19 protein-coding genes, 1 tRNA gene and 1 riboswitch are annotated in these 18,120 nt (G+C 72.2%); of the genes, 7 read left to right on the forward strand and 13 right to left on the reverse strand.

What is annotated here, in order from left to right; all coding sequences use genetic code 11:
• Positions 1–108: 108 nt before the first annotated feature.
• Positions 109–756 carry a lysoplasmalogenase gene (locus AB4030_RS16470; protein ID WP_442280296.1) on the reverse strand — a complete coding sequence of 216 codons (648 nt, stop codon included), beginning with the start codon at positions 754–756 and terminating at the stop codon, positions 109–111.
• 111 nt (positions 757–867) lie between these two features.
• On the opposite strand from AB4030_RS16470, the gene AB4030_RS16475 reads away from it, so the two are divergent.
• Entirely contained in the window at positions 868–1,242 is a 375-nt protein-coding gene (locus tag AB4030_RS16475; RefSeq protein WP_442280297.1) for a thioesterase family protein, read from the forward strand.
• A gap of 40 nt (positions 1,243–1,282) precedes the next feature.
• The gene (locus AB4030_RS16480; RefSeq protein ID WP_442280298.1) at positions 1,283–2,176 is read left to right on the forward strand and encodes a hypothetical protein; all 894 of its coding nucleotides are present in this window, start codon (positions 1,283–1,285) and stop codon (positions 2,174–2,176) included.
• 7 nt (positions 2,177–2,183) lie between these two features.
• Here the strand turns inward: AB4030_RS16480 and AB4030_RS16485 are convergent, their stop codons facing one another.
• From AB4030_RS16485 to AB4030_RS16500, 4 genes are all read right to left on the reverse strand, one after another.
• Positions 2,184–2,513 (reverse strand): 2TM domain-containing protein, encoded by a 330-nt coding sequence (locus AB4030_RS16485; RefSeq protein ID WP_442280396.1) that lies wholly within the window; start codon positions 2,511–2,513, stop codon positions 2,184–2,186.
• 150 nt (positions 2,514–2,663) lie between these two features.
• The gene (locus tag AB4030_RS16490; RefSeq protein WP_442280299.1) at positions 2,664–3,275 is read right to left on the reverse strand and encodes a hypothetical protein; all 612 of its coding nucleotides are present in this window, start codon (positions 3,273–3,275) and stop codon (positions 2,664–2,666) included.
• Positions 3,276–3,285: 10 nt separating this feature from the next.
• Positions 3,286–3,651 carry a DMT family transporter gene (locus AB4030_RS16495; RefSeq protein WP_442280397.1) on the reverse strand — a complete coding sequence of 122 codons (366 nt, stop codon included), beginning with the start codon at positions 3,649–3,651 and terminating at the stop codon, positions 3,286–3,288.
• Positions 3,651–3,965 (reverse strand): DMT family transporter, encoded by a 315-nt coding sequence (locus AB4030_RS16500; protein ID WP_442280300.1) that lies wholly within the window; start codon positions 3,963–3,965, stop codon positions 3,651–3,653. The genes AB4030_RS16495 and AB4030_RS16500 overlap by 1 nt, the downstream gene beginning before the upstream one ends.
• 11 nt (positions 3,966–3,976) lie before the next feature.
• A riboswitch (guanidine-III (ykkC-III) riboswitch) is annotated at positions 3,977–4,041 on the reverse strand.
• Between the two features lie 109 nt (positions 4,042–4,150).
• Here AB4030_RS16500 and AB4030_RS16505 point away from each other — a divergent pair.
• The 4 genes from AB4030_RS16505 (at position 4,151) to AB4030_RS16520 (ending at position 11,889) form a co-directional block, all read left to right on the forward strand.
• A complete protein-coding gene (locus AB4030_RS16505) occupies positions 4,151–6,511 on the forward strand; it encodes a CHAT domain-containing protein (protein ID WP_442280301.1) in 2,361 nt (786 codons plus the stop codon).
• A gap of 2 nt (positions 6,512–6,513) precedes the next feature.
• Complete coding sequence (locus AB4030_RS16510; RefSeq protein WP_442280398.1) at positions 6,514–8,463, forward strand: caspase family protein; 1,950 nt, start codon at positions 6,514–6,516, stop codon at positions 8,461–8,463.
• 94 nt (positions 8,464–8,557) lie between these two features.
• Positions 8,558–10,615: an amylo-alpha-1,6-glucosidase gene (locus tag AB4030_RS16515; RefSeq protein WP_442280302.1), complete on the forward strand. Its 2,058-nt coding sequence runs from the start codon at positions 8,558–8,560 to the stop codon at positions 10,613–10,615.
• Between the two features lie 143 nt (positions 10,616–10,758).
• Positions 10,759–11,889: a glycosyltransferase family 4 protein gene (locus AB4030_RS16520; protein WP_442280303.1), complete on the forward strand. Its 1,131-nt coding sequence runs from the start codon at positions 10,759–10,761 to the stop codon at positions 11,887–11,889.
• A gap of 85 nt (positions 11,890–11,974) precedes the next feature.
• Here AB4030_RS16520 and AB4030_RS16525 read toward each other — a convergent pair.
• The 6 genes from AB4030_RS16525 to AB4030_RS16550 all read right to left on the reverse strand — a co-directional run bounded on the left by AB4030_RS16525 (position 11,975) and on the right by AB4030_RS16550 (position 14,785).
• Positions 11,975–12,050: transfer RNA gene (locus AB4030_RS16525), tRNA-Ala, on the reverse strand.
• An 83-nt stretch (positions 12,051–12,133) separates the two neighbouring features.
• Entirely contained in the window at positions 12,134–12,799 is a 666-nt protein-coding gene (locus AB4030_RS16530) for a histidine phosphatase family protein (protein ID WP_442280304.1), read from the reverse strand.
• Positions 12,796–13,209 (reverse strand): ribosome silencing factor, encoded by a 414-nt coding sequence (gene rsfS, locus AB4030_RS16535; protein WP_442280305.1) that lies wholly within the window; start codon positions 13,207–13,209, stop codon positions 12,796–12,798. The genes AB4030_RS16530 and rsfS overlap by 4 nt, the downstream gene beginning before the upstream one ends.
• A complete protein-coding gene (gene nadD, locus AB4030_RS16540; protein WP_442280306.1) occupies positions 13,206–13,868 on the reverse strand; it encodes a nicotinate-nucleotide adenylyltransferase in 663 nt (220 codons plus the stop codon). Before nadD ends, rsfS begins: the two co-directional genes overlap by 4 nt.
• Before the next feature lie 17 nt (positions 13,869–13,885).
• On the reverse strand, positions 13,886–14,113 hold the full coding sequence (locus AB4030_RS16545; RefSeq protein WP_442280307.1) for a hypothetical protein: 228 nt from the start codon (positions 14,111–14,113) through the stop codon (positions 13,886–13,888).
• Positions 14,114–14,155: 42 nt separating this feature from the next.
• Positions 14,156–14,785, reverse strand: a complete 630-nt coding sequence (locus AB4030_RS16550) for a DUF402 domain-containing protein (RefSeq protein ID WP_442280308.1) — start codon at positions 14,783–14,785, stop codon at positions 14,156–14,158.
• A 109-nt stretch (positions 14,786–14,894) separates the two neighbouring features.
• Here AB4030_RS16550 and AB4030_RS16555 point away from each other — a divergent pair, with 109 nt between their 5' ends.
• Complete coding sequence (locus AB4030_RS16555) at positions 14,895–15,995, forward strand: glycosyltransferase family 2 protein (protein WP_442280309.1); 1,101 nt, start codon at positions 14,895–14,897, stop codon at positions 15,993–15,995.
• Here AB4030_RS16555 and AB4030_RS16560 read toward each other — a convergent pair.
• Together AB4030_RS16560 and AB4030_RS16565 are read right to left on the reverse strand one after the other, a co-directional pair.
• Positions 15,980–16,675, reverse strand: a complete 696-nt coding sequence (locus tag AB4030_RS16560) for a class I SAM-dependent methyltransferase (RefSeq protein ID WP_442280310.1) — start codon at positions 16,673–16,675, stop codon at positions 15,980–15,982. The two genes, AB4030_RS16555 and AB4030_RS16560, sit on opposite strands and share 16 nt — an antisense overlap.
• A gap of 45 nt (positions 16,676–16,720) precedes the next feature.
• Positions 16,721–18,004: a glutamate-5-semialdehyde dehydrogenase gene (locus AB4030_RS16565; protein WP_442280311.1), complete on the reverse strand. Its 1,284-nt coding sequence runs from the start codon at positions 18,002–18,004 to the stop codon at positions 16,721–16,723.
• Positions 18,005–18,120: the final 116 nt, after the last annotated feature.

An 18,120-nucleotide genomic window follows, 5' to 3' on the forward strand; every position in this document is an offset into this window, starting at 1 on the left:
CCAGCCATGCGCCCAAGGTTAGCGCAGGGCCCGGTCCGGACCCGATCGGGCGCGCCCCCCTGTCCCGACTCAGTCGCACGAGCGGTGGGTCCGGCCCTCACTCGCCCGTCAGCGGAAGAGGGCGACGACGATGAGGGCTTGTGCGACGTGGTAGGTCACGATGACCGTCAGCGGGGCCCAGCGCCGCTCGTGGACGAAGCGGTCGTGGCCGAGCACCGCGTCGGAGACCACGAAGACCGCACATCCGAACAGCAGCAGCCAGTCCCCCTTCCACGCCGCGACGAGCACGAGCGCACTCAGCACGAGCTGGTAGACGAAGACCGGGACGCGCTGCGCACCCGCGTGGCGCACGATGTCGCGCCCGACCCTCGCGTGCAGCAGCACGAGGGCCGGCACGGCCACCAGCAGCGGCCACGGGAAGCCCTCGACCCCCGGCGTCTCGAGGATCGCCCAGATGTACGCGACGTGTGCGGCGAGGAAGGCGGCGAGCCCGACGAGGAAGCGGGTCTCGGTCGCCCGCAGCAGCGCGACGTCCCCGACCAGGCAGAACGCGAGGGCCACGACCACCGGCAGCAGCGGCGGGGAGCCCGGTACGCGCCCCTCCCAGTGGAGCGACCAGGCGAGCCCCATGAGGAGCAGCACGACGAGCGGCTTGGTCAGCCGCTCGACGAAGTGGTCGCCGCGCAGGACGGATCGCCAGTTGATGAGCGCCGTCACGCCGAGCGCCACGCTGATGACCCACAGGTGGGTGGTCACGGCCCCAGATTCCCAGCAACGACTCAGGTTCACGGTGCAGACACGCTGCAGGGCCCCCACCACCAGCCGAGACGAATCGGCGAACGTCCGGTTCTCTGCCAGACTCGTCCAATGCCCATGCGCAAGTTCCAGCACACGGTCACCGCCGACGACACATCCGCTCGGGTCGGCAGCGGTGACCTCGACGTCCTCGCGACACCCCGCCTCATCACCTGGTGCGAGAACGCCGCGTTCCAGGTCTGCAAGCAGACCATCGACGCCGACCACACGACCGTCGGCACGACGGTGAAGCTCGAGCACGTCAGGGGCAGCGCCGTCGGCGCCGAGATCACCGTCCTGTGCGCCGAGCCGATCAACGACGGACGTCGCCTCGTGTGCCACGTCACCGTCAAGGACTCCGAGGGCGAGGAGATCGCCAAGGGCGAGATCCACCGTGCGGTGGTCGATCCCGATCGTTTCATGAGCAAGTGCCAGCGGATCCTCTGACCCGCAGCCCCCTCCCAGCCGCGGTTGCCACGATGTCCGCGTGACGCCCGGACTTCTCGGCGCCCTCCTCGCGGCGCTCGCCTACGGCGCCGCCACCGTGCTCCAGGCCGTGGGCGTACGCCGCGCCGGCGCCCTGCCTGTCGGCACCCCGCTGTTCGCACGCGTGCGGGCCGGGTGGCCGTATGCCGCCGGCCTCGCCCTCGACGGACTCGGCTTCCTCGCGTCCGTGGCCGCCTTGCGCACGCTGCCCCTCTTCCTCGTCGAGAGCGCGGTCGCGGCCTCGATCGCCGTCACCGCCGTGCTGTCCGTGCTCGTGCTCCACGTCCGCCTCGGGGCGACCGAGGTCGTCGCGCTGGTCGCCATCGGGGCCGGACTCACCGGCCTCGCCCTGACGGCCGCGGAGGGCCCGGCCGTGCGCCCCGGGCCGTCCGCGCCGTGGTGGTTGCTCGCGGCGGCCGCGCTCGTCGGGGCCCTGCTCGTGATCGGCGCCGTCGACCGGGACAGGGGCCGCGGGGCCGTCGTGCTCAGCATCGCCGCGGGGCTCGGGTTCGGCGGAGTCGGGGTCGCGGCCCGACTGCTCGAGGTCCCCTCCCCCGTGTGGGCGCTCGCCACGGACGCCACCGCCTGGGCGCTCGTCGGGCACGCCGCGCTGGCGACGGTGGCCTACGGGCTCGCCCTGAGCCGCGGCCGCGTGACGACCGTGGCGGCCCTGACCTTCGCGACCGAGACGGTCGTCCCCGCAGTCATCGGCCTGGTGGCGCTCGGCGACCACGTCGTGTCGGGACATGCGCCGGCGGCGGGCGTGGCGTTCGCCGTGACCCTGGGCGGGTGCATCGCGCTCGCGGGCCGCGCCGAGCCGACCGGCCCGGCCACCCCCTCGGACGGCGTGCAGACGACACCTCCGGCACGGCAGGACGTCTCCCAGCAGCCATGACGTCGGGTCACCGACGGCGCAGCCGGTCCATCTCGCTCTCGATCTGCTCCTCGGAGGGAGCGTCGACGGCGTAGGCATCCACGGCGTTCGCCACGAGGCCGATGCCCCAGCCGGCGATCACCCAGGCGGGCCAGAAGAAGCCCGCTCCCGTCATGGCCCAGATCAGGACGAACATGCCGTTCACGAGCAGGTAGATGAGCAGGTGAACGCGGAAGTCGGCCTTCTTCTTGAGCCGGCGGAGGGCTCTGCCGCGGAGATCGACCTCGGGGACGACGCGGTCGACCGTCGGGTCGGGCACGTCAGCGTGGGGTTCGACCGGAAGCTGGTTCGCGGTCATGATCTTCACCGCTCCTTCGTGGGCCGCCGTGTGGCGGGACCCACACGGCTCCCTACCTCCAGCGTAGGTCGGCCGCCGGCGTGCGGACCGAAAGGGTGCGGGAGATCACCCTCGGCCGCGGGGCGTATGCCGTCCGGTCCGGCGGATGCGTCACAGGACGTACGCGTCGCCGTCCCGGCGGAACCCGAGGTTCTCGTAGTACGGCTCGAGCATGTCCGGCGGCGTCAGCACCCGTCGGAACCCGCGCCGACGGAACGGCCCCTCGGGCCCGAAGACGAACTCGCCCGGTGTGAGGTCGCGGTGCCGCGGCGTCACCCAGTCCAGCAGCAGCTGCGCCGTGCCCTCCCCCGCGTCGCGCATGAGCACGACCCCGACCGTCTCGTCCCCGCGGAGCACGAGGTAGGACGGGTCGCCCGCGAAGGGGTCGTGCACGAACTGCGGGTTGTAGCGCCGGATGTCGCCCTCGTGGACCCGAAGCACGTGGCGCAGGTAGGTGTCGTCACCGGCGACCTCGAGCACCTCGTAGACCTCGGCGTCGTGCTTCTCCCGGGACATCCGCGTGAGGTAGAAGACGTTGATGCCGGCGAGGACGACGTTGAGGCCGACCATCGGCCAGACGTGGTTGAGCGTGTTGTAGACGATGAGCACGACGCAGCCCACGAGGTTGATGACCCGGAGCCGGCGCAGCCGCGTCTGCAGCAGCGACCAGACGAGGATCGCGGAGCCGACCCAGCCCAGCAGCTCCAGCCACGGGGTACCCATGGGCGCGACCCTAGCGCTGCCGCGCCGGCCCGTCCGTGGATCCGACCGACCGAGAAGGCTCGTGCCCGATGATCTTGAGCCCGACGACCGCGGCGACGATGCCCACGAGCAGGGCGACCTTGACCGCGGAGAAGTCCTCCCCGCCGGTCGTCATGGCCCACGTCACCGTGAGCGCCGCTCCGAGACCCGTCCACACGGCATACGCCGTCCCGATGGGGATGGTGCGCACGGCCCGCGCGAGGCCGACCATGCTGAGCGTGCCGGCGACGAGGAAGACGACGGCCGGGACGGGACGCGAGAGGCCCTCCGACGCGGCGAGCGCCGACGCCCAGACCGCTTCCAGGACGGCGCTGACGAGCAGGACGACCCACGGCATCACGCCACCACCTTGAGCCCGGCGACGCACGCGACCAGGACGACCAGCAGCGCGGCCCGGCCGGCACCGAGCCGCTCCTCGCGGCGCGCGACCGCGAGCAGGACGGTGCCGACGGCACCGATCCCGACCCACACGGCATACGCGGTGCCGGCGGGCAGAGCGGTCATCGCCCACGCGAGGCCGGCCATGCTGAGCACGAGCGAGACGGCGAAGAGGGCGGTCGGCCGGGGGCGGCGGAAGCCGTCGGACGCGGCGAGCGCGGTGGCCCAGACGGCCTCCAGCGCGCCGGAGAGGACGAGTACGAGCCAGTGCACGGCGATCCCGATCTGGCCGTCTTGTCGCAGGGCGGGTACGGCTCCCTCGTCCGCGAGCACGGCTCGCGCGCTCACCTCCAAGGCTACCCGGTGCAGCTGGGCACGTCCCGGTCGAAACGGTGTATCAGGGGCACGGCCCGGCGTACTGTCGAGTGCAGGCGCGCTCCTGCGAACAGAGGATCGCCATGAGCCGTGACTATCTCGACTTCGACGTCGCCGTGACCCCCGAGGGTCAGGGGTATGCCGCACACGTGCTCGCGTCGCCCGCTGGCGACGCGTCGGCACCGTTCACCCTCCCGTTCTCGGCCACCGACCTCGCCCAGTTCATGATCGCCGTGGGGCCGCCACGCGTCTCCTCGAGGCGGCTCGTCCCGGCGGAGGCGCGCGTCGTCGACGTCAAGGAGTACGGGCGGCGGCTCGGGGACGCACTGCTCTCCGGCGACGTGGGCAAGACCTTCCGAGCGAGCCTGACCGCGGCCCAGGCCGGTGGGCGGGACCTGCGGCTGCGGCTGCGACTCGACGCCGTGCCCGATCTCGACCCGGTCCCGTGGGAGTACCTCTACGACTCGGCCCTCGGCCGCTTCCTCACCCTCTCCCAGGAGACGCCCGTCGTGCGCCTGCTCGACTCGCTCGAGCGGCCCCCGGTCGTCCAGGTGGAGGCGCCGCTGCGGGTCCTCGTCATGATCTCGAGCCCGAGTGACATGCCCGAGCTGGCGGTCGAGCGCGAGCGCCAGCTGCTCGTGGCGACGACCGGCGACCTCGTCACGAGCGGCCGTCTGACGATCACGGTCCTCGAGGACGCCACCCTGACGGGGCTGCAGCGCGCCCTGCTCGACGACTTCCACGTGTTCCACTTCATCGGCCACGGCGGCTTCGACCAGCAGGCGCAGGAGGGCGTGCTCGTGCTCGAGCGCGACGACGGCACGGCACACCGCGTCTCGGGCGCCCGCCTCGGCACCCTGCTCCACGACGCCCGGACGATGCAGCTCGCCGTCCTCAACGCCTGCGAGGGGGCGCGGACCTCCGGACGCGACGCGTTCTCCGGGGTCGCCCAGGCGCTCGTGCGCCAAGGCCTGCCGGCGGTGGTCGCGATGCAGACGGAGATCTCCGACCGGGCCGCGCTCGTCTTCAGCCACGAGTTCTACTACTTCCTGACGCGCGGGCTCGGCATCGATGCCGCCATCTGCGAGGTGCGCAAGTCGATGGCGGTGTCCGACGAGGCGTCGGAGTGGGGCACCGCGGTGCTGCTCCGGTCAGGCGCCGACCAGCCGTTCTCGTTCACGACGAGCGCCACCGAACCGGTCGAGCGTCCCGAGAGCCGGCTCGAGTCCCTCTACGACGCCGCGAACGGGGCGATGACGGCGAGCGCCCCGGCGACCGCCCTGCCGCTGCTCGAGCAGATCGCGGCCGAGCACCCCGACTACCGCGACGTCACGCAGCTGCTCGAACGCGTACGGCCGGCTGCTCAGGCCGGGCTGCCTGTGCCGGTCGAGCCGGTCGAGCCGGTCGAGCCGGTCGAGCCGGTCGAGCCGGTCGAGCCGGTCGTGCCGGTCGAGCCCGCCAAGCCCAAGGATGGCGGCGTGGACCGGCCGGTGGTGCAGGACGTGGTGCAGGACGAACCCGTGGTGATGGACGAGCCGTCCACCAGCGAGGCGCAGACCCGGCCCCGTCCTGCGCCACCCGTGGGGCGGGGTGGCAGCAAGGCGGGGAAGCGCGTCTCGACGTGGGTCCGGGCCGGTCTGCTCGTGGCCGTCCTCGCCGGCGGATGGTTCGCCTGGCGAGTCCTGCCCTCCCTGCTCCAGAAGGCCGAGCCGCTCGTGGCTGCGGCCTGCGGGACGAGCGCGACCACGCCGGCGGCGACCGACGTCACGATCGGCTGCGCACCGGTCGCCCCCACGATCGACGGGTCCTTCGACGACTGGCGGTCGGTCCGCGAGAACGACACGGATACGGCGGTGTTCGGCGCGGCGCAACGCCGACCGGGACTCACTGCCACGTGGCAGGCGCTGTGGGACACCGACGCGTTGTACCTGCACGCCGTCGTCGTGGACCCGGTTGTCACGCCGACCCAGGGACCCGCGCCGCAGTGGTGGAACGGCGACGCCGTCTCCTTCGAGATCGGCCCCGACGCCCGGACGCTGGCTCGCACCGCGCCGTTGCGGCCGGGACAGGACTTCCACGTGATCCTCGCGGTGCGGGACGACACCGACCGGCGCGCGGCGGCCGACGTCAACACCGTGGGCACCAGCGCGCAGGGCAGGGTCGTCTTCGCGACCGGCACCGAGAGGCCCGCGATCTCCGTCGTGGCCCGGTCGCGGGACGACGGCTACGAGCTCGAGGCCAGGATCCCCTGGACCGAGGTGGGCCGGAGCGTGGCTCCCCAGCGCGGCGACGTGCTCGCGATGAACGTCAACCTCAGCGACGCCACCGGCCCCGGAGCGAGCTGGGCCCTGCGCACGATGCTCAGCAGCAACCCCCAGCGCTCGGGCGCCAACCAGAACCTGCCCGCCCGGTGGCAGAGCGTCGCCCTCGGCGACTCCGGGTGACCATGGCCGGCCGGCTCTACGCCCTCCTCGTCGGGATCGACGCCTATCCGCCTCCGATCCCTGCGTTGTCCGGGTGTGTCAACGACGTCACCGGCTTCGCCGAGGTCCTGCGTGAGCGCGTCGGCGCGGACGCCCTCGACCTCGTGGTGCTGGCGGACGGCGAGGCGACGAGGTCCGCCGTGACGACGCACCTGAGCGACCACCTCGGACGCGCCACCGCGCAGGACGTCGCGGTCTTCTACTTCAGCGGGCACGGCTCGCAGCAGGCGACGCCCGAGGAGCTCTGGTCGATCGAGCCGGACCGGCGCAACGAGACGCTGGTGTGCGTCGACAGCCGCTCCCCGAACAGCTGGGACCTCGCCGACAAGGAGCTCGCGGGCCTGCTCCACGGCATCTCGGCGTCCGGGTGCCACACGCTCGTCGTGCTCGACTGCTGCCACTCCGGCGACGGCACCCGCAACGCGGACGAGGTCGTGCGGCTCTCACCCCCCGACCCCCGGTCGCGCCCCGCAGCCACCTTCGTGGCGCTCGACGGCCCGACCGCCGCCGTCCGCGGCACCGGGCGCTGGACTCCCGCGGGTCATCACGTGCTGCTGGCGGCCTGCAGGTCGTCGGAGAAGGCCAAGGAGGTCACCGCCGGGGGGCGCCGCCACGGTGCCCTGTCCGCGGCGCTCGACGCCGCCCTGCTCGGCTTCGACGGGCGGCCCACCTACCGCGACGTGCTGCGCCTCGTCACCGCCGACGTGACGGGCCGGGTCACGGACCAGCACCCGCAGCTCGAGACGACCGACGCGACCGAGCTCGACCGGCCCTTCCTCGGGGGCGCGATCCAGGCCACGCCCCGCCCGCTCACCCTGAGCCGGCTGCCAGACGGGTGGTCCATCGACTCCGGCGCCGTGCACGGCGTGCCCGAGCCCCGCGGTGACGACACGACCGAGCTCGCCGTCTACCCGTTGACGGGCGAGACGTCGGGCTCGCCCCTCGCGACTGCGTCGGTGACCAAGGTCCTGCCCGACCGCAGCCTGGTGCGCCTGACGCCCGAGCTCGACGAGTCCTTCATCTACCGCGCCGTCGTCACCTCGATCCCGCTCGATCCACTCCTCGTGGGGGTCGTCGGCGACGCTGTCGGCACGGCGGCCCTGCGCCGCGCCGCCGACCACGCCGACGAGACGCTCGTCGACCTCGTCGATGTCGGCCGCGACGGCACCGTCAGCGGCGGCACCACCGTGGCGGACCTGCTCGTCGAGGCCACCTCGGAAGGCTTCGTCATCACTCGTCCCGGCGTCACGCGCCCCCTCGTTCCCGTCGTCGAGGGCGAGGGACGCGAGGAGCGGACCGTCCTCGCGCTCGAGCGCGTCGCCCGCTGGCTCCGCCTCTCGGCGCTGACCAACGCGACGACGGCCCTGGGCGCCGACGCCGTCCGCGTCGAGGTGGACGCGGGGACGGGCGCGGTGGGCGCCGGCGGCACGCTGACCATCGCGTATGCCGGGAGCGACGCCCCTCGCTTCACCGTCCGCCTCACGAACACCACCGCCGCCCCCCTGTGGGCCGCGCTGCTCGACCTCACGGAGACGTACGGCATCTTCACCGACGCGTTCCCGGCGGGGTCGGTTGCGCTGGGACCGGGTGAGTCGACGAGCGTCGACCTGGTCGGCCAGGTGTCGGACGCGCTGTGGGAAGCCGGGACCGCGTCGCTGCGGGACCAGCTCATGGTCGTCACCAGCACGCTCGAGTTCGACCCGCGCACGCTCGAGCAGGAGGAGCTCGACGTGAGCGAGGTCCCGGCCGCCGGGACCACGAGAGGCGCCGACATGGCCCCGAGCCCGAGGTCCAACCTCGAGCGGGCCCTGGGCGGCACCCGGACCCGGCGTCTGGGACGAAGTCCCGAGTCGGCCGGGGTCGCCGACTGGCGGACGGACTCGGTCTTCGTCGTCACCGTGCGGCCTCGCTGACGAGGAGGCTTGACAGCGGGGTCGATCGGGCGTGGGCTGGCATCCCATGACAGAGGGTTGGGCCTTCACGGGCGGGCCCCCGACCACGCCCAGCATGTCGACGGTGTCCCTCGTCGAGGGACGGTCCTTCTGCGTCTCGGAACCATCCGGTGACATCGGTGCGGCCGGAGGGCATGGGCTGGTGGTCAAGGACACCCGCTTCCTGGACCACCTCGAGCTGCGCGTCGACGGCGAACCGCTCGAGTCGCTGACCGTGGAACACACCGGGCCACATGCCGCGACCTTCGTCACGCGCCGTCGGCCGCGCCCCGGGCTCGCCGACAGCACCCTTCTCGTCGTCAGACGCCGCTATGTCGGCAACGGGATGGTCGAGGATGTCACGCTCGAAAACCTCAGTGCCGGGGCCGTGACCGTGACGCTGACACTCACGGCGAGCACCGACTTCGCGGGCCTCTTCGACGTCAAGGAGGGCCGCCTCGTCAAGCGGGCGGACGCCATCGAGGTCACGACGGACGACACCACCCTTCGTCGACGCATCGACCGGGCGGACTCCCGGGCGGTCGAGATCAGCGCAACCGGTGAGTACCAGGTGTTCCGGCACGGCCTGATCTGGCACCTCACCGTCCCGGCCCGAGCCACCACGGAGTTCACCCTGCAGGTCGTGCCCGTCTTCCGGGAGGTTCCGCTCCGGTCGCCGTACCTCCCAGGGGTGTCTCGTCGCGAGAGCCACCCGGAGAGAGAACACCGACGGTGGCGCGAGCGCAGCCCCGTCGTCTCCTCCGCCGACCCCCGCCTCCACCGGCTCGTCCGCAACAGCACGGAGGACCTGTCCGGCCTGCGCATCACCGACTCGCGGCACCCGAGACGCATCGTCCTGGCTGCGGGCGCGCCATGGTTCATGACGATCTTCGGGCGCGACGCCCTGTTGACCAGCTGGATGCTGCTCCCCCTGGACGCGCGAGTGGCCCGGGGCACGCTCGAGACCCTCGCGGAGACCCAGGGACGGGTGGTCGAACCCCGCACCGAGGGACAGCCGGGCCGGATCCTCCACGAGATCCGCTCCGGGTTGCTGGACGACGCGGACGCGGGCGAGGAGACCGTCTACTACGGCAGCGTCGATGCCACCCCGCTGTTCGTCATGCTCGCCGGCGAGCTCCACCGATGGGGTGGCACGACGCCGGAGATGGCCCGACTGATGCCACACGTCCGACGGGCGCTGGACTGGATCGAGGACTACGGCGACGCCGACGGGGACGGTTTCGTCGAGTACGAGCGGGCCACCGACCGCGGTCTGGTCAACCAGGGCTGGAAGGACTCCTTCGACGGCATCACGTATGCCTCGGGCGCCCTGGCCGGGGCTCCGCTGGCGCTTGCCGAGGTCCAGGGCTATGTCTATGCCGCGCTGCTCGCGGGGGCGCGGCTGTCTCGGGTCGCACACGACGACGACCTCGCCCGGCGGCTCGAAGAGCAGGCCGCGACGCTCAAGCGCCGTTTCAACGAACAGTTCTGGTTGCCGGACCGCGGCTACTACGCGCTCGCTCTCGATGCCGACAAGCGGCCGGTCGACGCCCTCGCCTCCAACATGGGGCACTGCCTGTGGACCGGCATCATCGAGGAGGAGCACGCGCCGGCGGTGGCAGCAGCACTGATGTCACCCGAGATGTTCACCGGCTTCGGGATCCGGACCCTGTCCACGTCCGCCGGCGCCTACAACCCGATGAGCTACCACAACGGCTCGGTGTGGCCGCACGACAACGCCATCATCGCTGCCGGCCTGCGCCGCTACGGCTTCGCGGCCGAGGCCAACCGAGTGATCCTCGCCCTGCTCGATGCGGCGGAGGGCTTCGGCGACCGCCTCCCCGAGCTCTACTGCGGGTTCGACCGGGACGAGTTCGCCCACCCCGTCCCCTACCCGACATCGTGTTCGCCGCAGGCCTGGGCCGCGGCTGCCCCCCTCCTGCTCGTCCGGACCCTCTGCGGCCTGGAGGTGGACCTGCCACGCGGGCTCCTGGGGCTCGACCCACACGTGCCCGAGCAGCTGCTACCGCTCTCGGTCGAGCAGCTGCACATCGGCAGGGACATGGTCGGCGTCGCCGTCGACACGTCGGGATGGCACGTCACCGGCCTGACGAGCGCCCTGAGCGTCCAGTGACGGTGGAGCGAGAGGTCGAGTGAGGCCGGTCCGGTGAGGCAGGTCGCCATCCGCCTTCCACCACCTCGTTTGCCGAGTACCGTGAGGGTGAGTTCCCCGGCAGGACGGTGTGGGGCCGTCACGGACCTTGTGGGTGGTGCACAGTGTCGACGACATCGACGTCCACCGCATCGCCACGCGTCGTCCTGCGACCGCGACCGCTGCGCATCGCCATGGTGGCGCCGCCCTACTACACGGTGCCCCCGCAGGGTTACGGCGGCGTCGAGTCCGTCGTCGCGGGGTTGGTCGACCGACTCGTCGCGCGTGGACACCACGTCACGCTCTTCGCCGCCGGCACACGCGGGACAGCCGCGCAGGAGTTCGTGCGCACGTGGGAGCTCCCGCCGGCGGAGCAGCTGGCGCTGGCGCTGCCGGAGGTCGTGCACGCGGCCAGGGTCGAGGGCCTGCTGCGGGCGCACACCGTCGACCTCGTCCACGACCACACCCTCGCCGGGCCCCTCACGGCGGCCGCACGTCGCTCGCCCACCGTCGTGACCGTTCACGGCGCGATGGACGAGCTCTCCGAGATCTACCGGCCGTTGGGGAGCACGGTCAGCCTGGTGGCCGTGAGCGAGGCACAACGAGCGCGGGCCCCGGACCTGAACTGGGTGGGGACGGTCCACAACGGCATCGACGTGGACAGCTTCCCCTACCGCGCCGACAAGGACGACTACGTCCTCTTCCTCGGTCGTTTCCACCCGCAGAAGGCCCCGCACCTCGCGATCGAGGCCGCGCGGCGGGCCGGGGTCCGCATCATCCTCGCCGGCAAGTGCACCGAGAGGATCGAGCACGAGTACTACGCCGGGCAGGTGGCGCCGCTCCTCGGGCCCGACGCCGTCGAGGTGGGGGTTGCCGACCCGGCCGTGAAACGGCGCCTGCTGGCCGGCGCCCGCTGCCTCGTCTTCCCGATCCGGTGGGAGGAGCCGTTCGGACTGGTCATGGTCGAGGCGATGGCCTGCGGGACGCCGATCGTGGCCCTGGCCCGCGGCGCCGCGCCCGAGGTGGTCGCGCACGGTCGCACGGGTTTCGTCGTCGAGCGGCCCGAGGAGCTCGCAGCGGCCATCTCGGCCGTCGCCACCCTGGACCCCGCCGACTGCCGCCGCCACGCGAGCAGCCGCTTCAGCCTCGATGCCATGACGACCGGCTACGAGAGCGCCTACCGCCGGCTGCTGGCTTGTCAGGGCGCCGGGCCCACGGCGAGCTCCCGACCGACCCCGAACCGCACCGTCGTCTGATCGGGAGCAGCCAGACCTCACACCCCGGGAACCGAAGCGGCAAACGAAGAAGGACCGGACGGCGAACGCGTCCGGTCCTTCTCTCTGGTGGAGCTGAGGGGACTCGAACCCCTGACCCCCTGCATGCCATGCAGGTGCGCTACCAGCTGCGCCACAGCCCCTTGCGGGTGTCACCTCGTCGAAGCGACTGCGTAACCATAGCGGGTCCGCGGCCGTCCGCCAAAATCCGGGACGGCCTGCCGGATCAGACGTTCCAGGGGCCGAGGTTCCAGCCGCTGATGCGCCACCTGGTGATCTCGGAGAAGCTCTTCCCGGCCTCGACGAGCTCGATCCAGTGGCAGTTGTCGAGCCCGCGGAACACCGCATCCGACGTGTCCTGGTCGAGCCCCACGAGCTCGCTCGCCGCGACCCGGGCCGAGACCCCGTGCGCCACGACGATGGCGGTCTCGCCCGACTTCAGCTCGTCCGCGATCTCGCGCAGGGCGCCTCCCGCCCGCTGCGCCACGTCCGCCCGGGTCTCCCCGGTCACCCCTCGGGGGGCGTCCTCACCGCGGTCCAGGGCCGCGATGACGTCGGGATAGCGCGCGCGCACCTCGTCGGCGTGCAGGCCCTCCCACTCCCCCACGTGGACCTCCCGCAGACGCGCGTCGAGGCGCACCTCCCGACCTGTCAGTCCGGCGATGGCATCGGCGGTCGAGGCCGCGCGCCGCAGGTCGCTCGAGACGATGAGCGCCGGCGCGTAGGCAGCGAGGTGCGGCGCCGCGGCCTGCACCTGCTCGCGCCCGCGGTCGGACAGCTCGGTGTCCTTGTGGCCCTGCCAGACCCGCGCTGCGTTGTCCACCGTCTCGGCGTGACGCACGATGACGACGCGACGCGGCCCGGCGGGCGGCACGGTTGCGGCGGCGGTCACGCCTCGTCGGCCGCGTCGGCGTCGCTGGCGGCACCGCTCCGGGCCGGGGCCGCGACGGTCGCCAGGTCGATCTCCGGGCAGTCCTTCCACAGACGCTCGAGCGCGTAGTACTCGCGCTCCTCCTCGTGCTGGACGTGCACGATGATGTCGCCGAAGTCGATGAGGACCCAGCGGCCCTCGCGCTCACCCTCGCGGCGGACGGGCTTGCTGCCCAGCTCACGCAGCCGGTCCTCGACCTCGTCGACGATGGCGCCGACCTGACGCTCGGACGGGGCCGAGGCGATGACGAACACGTCGGTGAGCGGCATCTGCTCACTCACGTCGATGGCGAGCACCTTCTCGGCGAGCTTCTCCTCGGCGGCCAGCGAGGCCACCTTGGCGAGCTGGATCGAATGGTCTGCTGCGGTCACGAATCTCCTTGTGGTGGCGAAAAAGCCCTGACGGGCTCCGCGGGCGTGGCCACGCGCGCGTTGTGCTGATGGTGCACGAGGGGCGGCGCCCCCTGTGGCTTGGAGTAGAGGTGGTACTTGTTGATGTACTGGACGACCCCGTCGGGGACGAGGTACCAGACCGGCTCGCCGTCGGCGACGCGCGCCCGGCAGTCGGTGGAGCTGATCGCCATCGCCGGCACCTCCTGGAGCGTGACCCGCTGCCCGGGCAGTCCCTTGTCGGACAGCTCGTGCCCGGGCCGGGTGACCCCGATGAAGTGCGCCAGCTCCCACAGGTGCTGGGCGTCCTTCCACGACAGGATCTCGGCGAGGGCGTCTGCGCCCGTGATGAAGAACAGCTCGTCGTCGGGGCGCTCTGCACGGATGTCACGCAGGGTGTCGATCGTGAACGTCGGGCCGGGCCGGTCGATGTCGACCCGGCTGACGGTGAAGCGCGGGTTGGACGCCGTCGCGATGACGGTCATGAGGTAGCGGTCCTCGGCCGGCGAGACGTAGCGGTCGGCCTTCTGCCACGGCTGCCCGGTGGGGACGAAGACGACCTCGTCGAGGTCGAAGCGCGACTGGACCTCGCTGGCGGCCACGAGGTGACCGTGGTGGATCGGGTCGAAGGTCCCACCCATGACGCCGAGGCGCATGGTCAGTGGTGGGTCCCGTCGGGTCCGCTCGAGCTGCCGTGCGTGCCCTCGGTCGGACGGGCGGGCCGGGGCGCCTGCACCTTGTAGGCGGTGTTGCGGAAGGTCCACGTGACGCCCAGGGCCACGAGGAACAGCGCGAACGTGATGAGGAAGTAGGCGATCACCGGCAAGGGAAGCTCGCGCGCAGCTCCCTCCCCCTCGGCGACGAGTGCGAGGACACGATCAGACATGCGCCCAGCCTAGCGCCAGCGGTCGTATGCCGGCCGCCGGGCTCACGCGCCGGCCGTTCCCCCGGGTGGGACCTCCGGCTCGCCCGCCCGCCGGAGCCACTCGTGGCCGACCGTGGCGAACGGCTCGTCCCCTGCGGCCACGGCCGCGAGGACGACGTCGCGCCAGCGCTCCGCGAGCGCCACGACCTCGGCCGGGTAGCCGAGCTCGACCTGGTGCTCCGCGAACTCGTCCTCGTCGTCGACGAAAAGATGTCCCTCGCGGGTCAGGACGACGTCGAGGTCGAGGTCGACCATCGTCACCTCCCACTCCGGCCCGGTCTCGTCGGCATCTGCAGCCTCCCGCCGCCGCCACGCCGGTTCGGTCGTCATGTCGACGTGCACGCGGATCTCGCGATGGGCGGGGTAGAAGCCCCCGGCATACGCCCCCTCGTGGGGCACGAGCGAGACCCAGCCGTCCGTCGCGACGAACTCCATGCCGGGGCGCGAGCGCCGGGTGCCCGCTGGGGAGTACCACCAGTGCCCGTGCGCGTCGGCGCCGAGGTAGTGGCCGACCCACTCCCAGTGGCGGCCCCCGCCCCACTTGGTGAAGCGTCCGGCGACCGGTGTGCCCGGCGCGAGGCCTCCCGGCGGCAGACCGCGTCCCCCTGGGAGGTGGGACGTCGGCTCGCTCACGCGGGCACCCTACCGCTGGGGCAGACAGGGGCAGCGGCGCCGACGGGCCCATAGTGCCGAGACAGCGACGTGACAGCCGTGGGCCATCCCCGGCCGTACGCTAGATCGCATGGTTCCTGAGTTGTCCGTGGTCATCCCGATGTACAACGAGGAGGAGGTGCTCCCCCTGCTCGTCGGGCGGCTCCGACCGCTCCTCGACTCCATGGACACGACCTACGAGGTCGTCGCGGTCGACGACGGGAGCAAGGACCTGACGGCCGCGCTGCTCCAGCGCTACCACCGCGAGTGGCCGGCACTCCGCGTGGTGCGCCTGCGCGCCAACGCCGGGCACCAGGCAGCCATCTCGGCCGGTCTCGTCAGCGCCCTCGGCGACTACGTCGTCACCCTCGACGCCGACCTGCAGGACCCCCCCGAGATCATCCCCCAGATGCTCACCGCTGCGAAGGACGACGGGGTCGACGTCGTCTACGGCGTGCGCAACGACCGCTCCACCGACACGTGGTTCAAGCGGGTCTCGGCCCGGGCCTTCTACCGGTTCATCGGCCTGATGTCCCAGACGTCGGCGCACGCCGACGCCGGTGACTTCCGGCTCATGTCGCGCGCCACGGTCGACGCCATCAACAGCCTGCCCGAGCACAACCGAGTCCTGCGCTTCATCGTGCCGGCCCTGAACTTCCCCTCCGACACCGTGCACTACAAGCGCGAGGAGCGGGCGGCCGGGGACTCCAAGTACCCCCTCCTGAAGATGGTCAAGCTCTCGCTCGACTCCCTCACGGGCTTCTCGACGGCGCCGCTGCGGCTCGCGACGTTCGCCGGCTTCGGCGGCGCGGTCCTCGCGGTGCTGCTCGTGCTCTACACGCTCATCTCGCGCTCGCAGGGACACACCGTGGCCGGCTGGACCTCGACCGTCGCCATCGTCGCCGGGGTCGGCGCGGTCCAGCTCGTCTGCGTCGGCATCCTCGGCGAGTACATCGGACGGATGTACGCCCACATGCAGGGCCGGCCGACCTACTTCATCGCCTACGACTCGATGACGGCCGACTCCGGGTCACACGGACCGACCGACACGCCGTTGCCGGCGCACCCGACCGGGACGCAGCGACAGATCAGCCCGGAGCCCGCGGCAGAGGCGCAGCCTGTCGTCGCGGCGCAGCCTGCTGTCGAGGCGCAGCCCGCCGTCGAGGCCCAGCCGAGTCAGCTGCGCGGCTGAGCCCGGAGGAGCAGGCTGACCCCGGGCAGGCTGCCGACCGGGAGGTAGCGCTCGGCCGTGATGATGGAGCGCAGGCCGAAGTTGACGATCGGATGCACGTCGTCGAGGTCGGAGCCCGAGCTCGTCCTGCGCCGCATCGCCACGACGGGGCGCAGCAGCACGTTCCACGAGCGCACGTCAGTGACCTCGAACCCGCCGCGGTCGAGCAGGTCGAGCAGGCCCTGTCTCGTGTAGCGGCGGACGTGGTCGACCGCCTCGTCGTGGTCGGACCACAGCTTGGGGTCGGCCGGGACCGCCACGAGGTAGGTTCCGGTCGGCTTGAGGACGCGACGCACCTCGGCCACCGCCGCGTCGTCGTCCACGAGGTGCTCGAGCAGGTCGAAGGCCACGACGAGGTCGAGCGAGGCGTCCGCGAGCGGGAGCCGGGTCGCGTCACCGCGCACGGTGGCGAGGCCCCGGCCGTGGGCCACCTCGGCCCCGTCGGCGCCGTACTCGAGGGCGATGGCGTCCCAGCCGTGCTGACGCAGGACGCGGGTGTTGCCACCGCCTGCGGCCCCGATGTCGAGGGCGCACCCAGGGGCGAGCCCCGAGATGGCCTTGGCCAGGAGGTGACGTCGCTCGCGATACCACCAGTGGTCGTCCTCGAGCTCAGCGAGCTTGCGGACCTCGGTGCCTTCCATGGTCGGACATCATGCCATCCGCGGCGCCCGGCCCCCGACACGGTGTCAGCGGGTGTGACCGTCGCCCTCGACGACCCACTTCGTCGTCGTCAGCTCAGGTAGCGCCATCGGGCCCCGGGCGTGCAGCTTCTGGGTCGAGATGCCGATCTCGGCGCCGAAGCCGAACTCGCCACCGTCGGTGAAACGGGTGCTCGCGTTGACCATGACGACTGCGGCGTCGACCTCCGCCGTGAAGCGTCGGGCGGCCGCACGGTCCTCGGTGATGATCACCTCGGTGTGCCCCGTGCCGTAGCGACGGATGCGGTCCATGGCCTCGTCGAGGTCGTCGACCAGCGCCACGCTCATCTCCAGGCCGTGCCACTCCGTCCCGAAGTCCGCCTCGCTCGCGAGGGCGTATGCCGCCCCGGCCGCCTCGGCATACTCCGTGACCTCGGGCGCCACGTGCAGTCGCACACCAGCCCCGGCGAGGTCGGTCAAAGCCTTGGGCAGGAAGTCGGCGGCGACGTCGCGGTGGACGAGCAGCGACTCGGCGGCGTTGCAGACGCTGGGCCGCTGCGTCTTGGCGTTGAGGGTGATCGCCTGCGCCTTGTCGAGGTCGGCCGCGCGGTCGACGTAGACGTGACACACCCCGACGCCGGTCTCGATGACGGGGACGGTGGACTCGCGGACGACGGTCTGGATGAGATCGGCTCCCCCACGCGGGATGACGAGGTCGACGTAGCCACGCGCCGTCATGAGGGCACGAGCCGCATCATGGCCACCACCCTCGAGGAGCGTGACTGCGTCTGCTGGGAGTCCTTGTGCCGCAAGGGATCCGCGCATCGCCTCGACGAGGGCGTGGTTGCTGCTCGCTGCCGCGGAGCCACCGCGAAGGATGACGGCGTTCCCGGACTTGAGGGCGAGGCCTGCGGCGTCGACGGTGACGTTGGGACGCGCCTCGTAGATCATCCCGATGACGCCCATCGGCACCCTCACCTGACGGATCTGCAGGCCGTTGGCGAGCGTGGACCCGCGCACGATCTCCCCGACGGGGTCCGGCAGGGCCGCCACGTCACGCAGCGCCTGCGCCACGGCCGCCACCCGCGCGTCATCGAGCCGCAGGCGGTCCTGCAGGCTCTCGCTCATCCCCTTGGCGCGGCCGCGTTCGAGGTCCTCGCCGTTGGCGGCGATGACCTCGGCGACCGCGGCGTCGACGGCGTCGGCGAGCTGCAGCAGCGCCGCGTCCTTCTCGGCGCGTGACAGCAGGGCGAGGCGGCGCGAGGCCACGCGCGCGCGCTCGGCGAGGGTCGTGACGTGCTCGACGACGGCGGGATCGATGGTCTGGGACATGCCTCAAGCGTAGGTCGTGCAGCTCTGACCGGACCGCCCGTTCCCGGGGGCCGGACCGACGGACCGCCACGAACCTTCGGCCACCGGGGCACCGCCGCAGGGTCCGACCGCGGCAC

Source organism: Terrabacter sp. 2YAF2 (assembly GCF_052114705.1).
Taxonomy (GTDB): domain Bacteria; phylum Actinomycetota; class Actinomycetes; order Actinomycetales; family Dermatophilaceae; genus Terrabacter.

Excerpts from the sequence above, each read along its gene's own strand:
- AB4030_RS16475 (WP_442280297.1), top strand. The coding sequence starts at position 868 with ATGCCCATGCGCAAGTTCCAGCACACGGTCACCGCCGACGACACATCC.
- AB4030_RS16485 (WP_442280396.1), bottom strand. The coding sequence starts at position 2,513 with ATGACCGCGAACCAGCTTCCGGTCGAACCCCACGCTGACGTGCCCGAC.
- AB4030_RS16490 (WP_442280299.1), bottom strand. The coding sequence starts at position 3,275 with ATGGGTACCCCGTGGCTGGAGCTGCTGGGCTGGGTCGGCTCCGCGATC.
- AB4030_RS16495 (WP_442280397.1), bottom strand. The coding sequence starts at position 3,651 with ATGCCGTGGGTCGTCCTGCTCGTCAGCGCCGTCCTGGAAGCGGTCTGG.
- AB4030_RS16505 (WP_442280301.1), top strand. The coding sequence starts at position 4,151 with ATGAGCCGTGACTATCTCGACTTCGACGTCGCCGTGACCCCCGAGGGT.
- AB4030_RS16510 (WP_442280398.1), top strand. The coding sequence starts at position 6,514 with ATGGCCGGCCGGCTCTACGCCCTCCTCGTCGGGATCGACGCCTATCCG.
- AB4030_RS16515 (WP_442280302.1), top strand. The coding sequence starts at position 8,558 with ATGTCGACGGTGTCCCTCGTCGAGGGACGGTCCTTCTGCGTCTCGGAA.
- nadD (WP_442280306.1), bottom strand. The coding sequence starts at position 13,868 with ATGGGTGGGACCTTCGACCCGATCCACCACGGTCACCTCGTGGCCGCC.
- AB4030_RS16545 (WP_442280307.1), bottom strand. The coding sequence starts at position 14,113 with ATGTCTGATCGTGTCCTCGCACTCGTCGCCGAGGGGGAGGGAGCTGCG.
- AB4030_RS16555 (WP_442280309.1), top strand. The coding sequence starts at position 14,895 with ATGGTTCCTGAGTTGTCCGTGGTCATCCCGATGTACAACGAGGAGGAG.
- AB4030_RS16560 (WP_442280310.1), bottom strand. The coding sequence starts at position 16,675 with ATGGAAGGCACCGAGGTCCGCAAGCTCGCTGAGCTCGAGGACGACCAC.
- AB4030_RS16565 (WP_442280311.1), bottom strand. The coding sequence starts at position 18,004 with ATGTCCCAGACCATCGATCCCGCCGTCGTCGAGCACGTCACGACCCTC.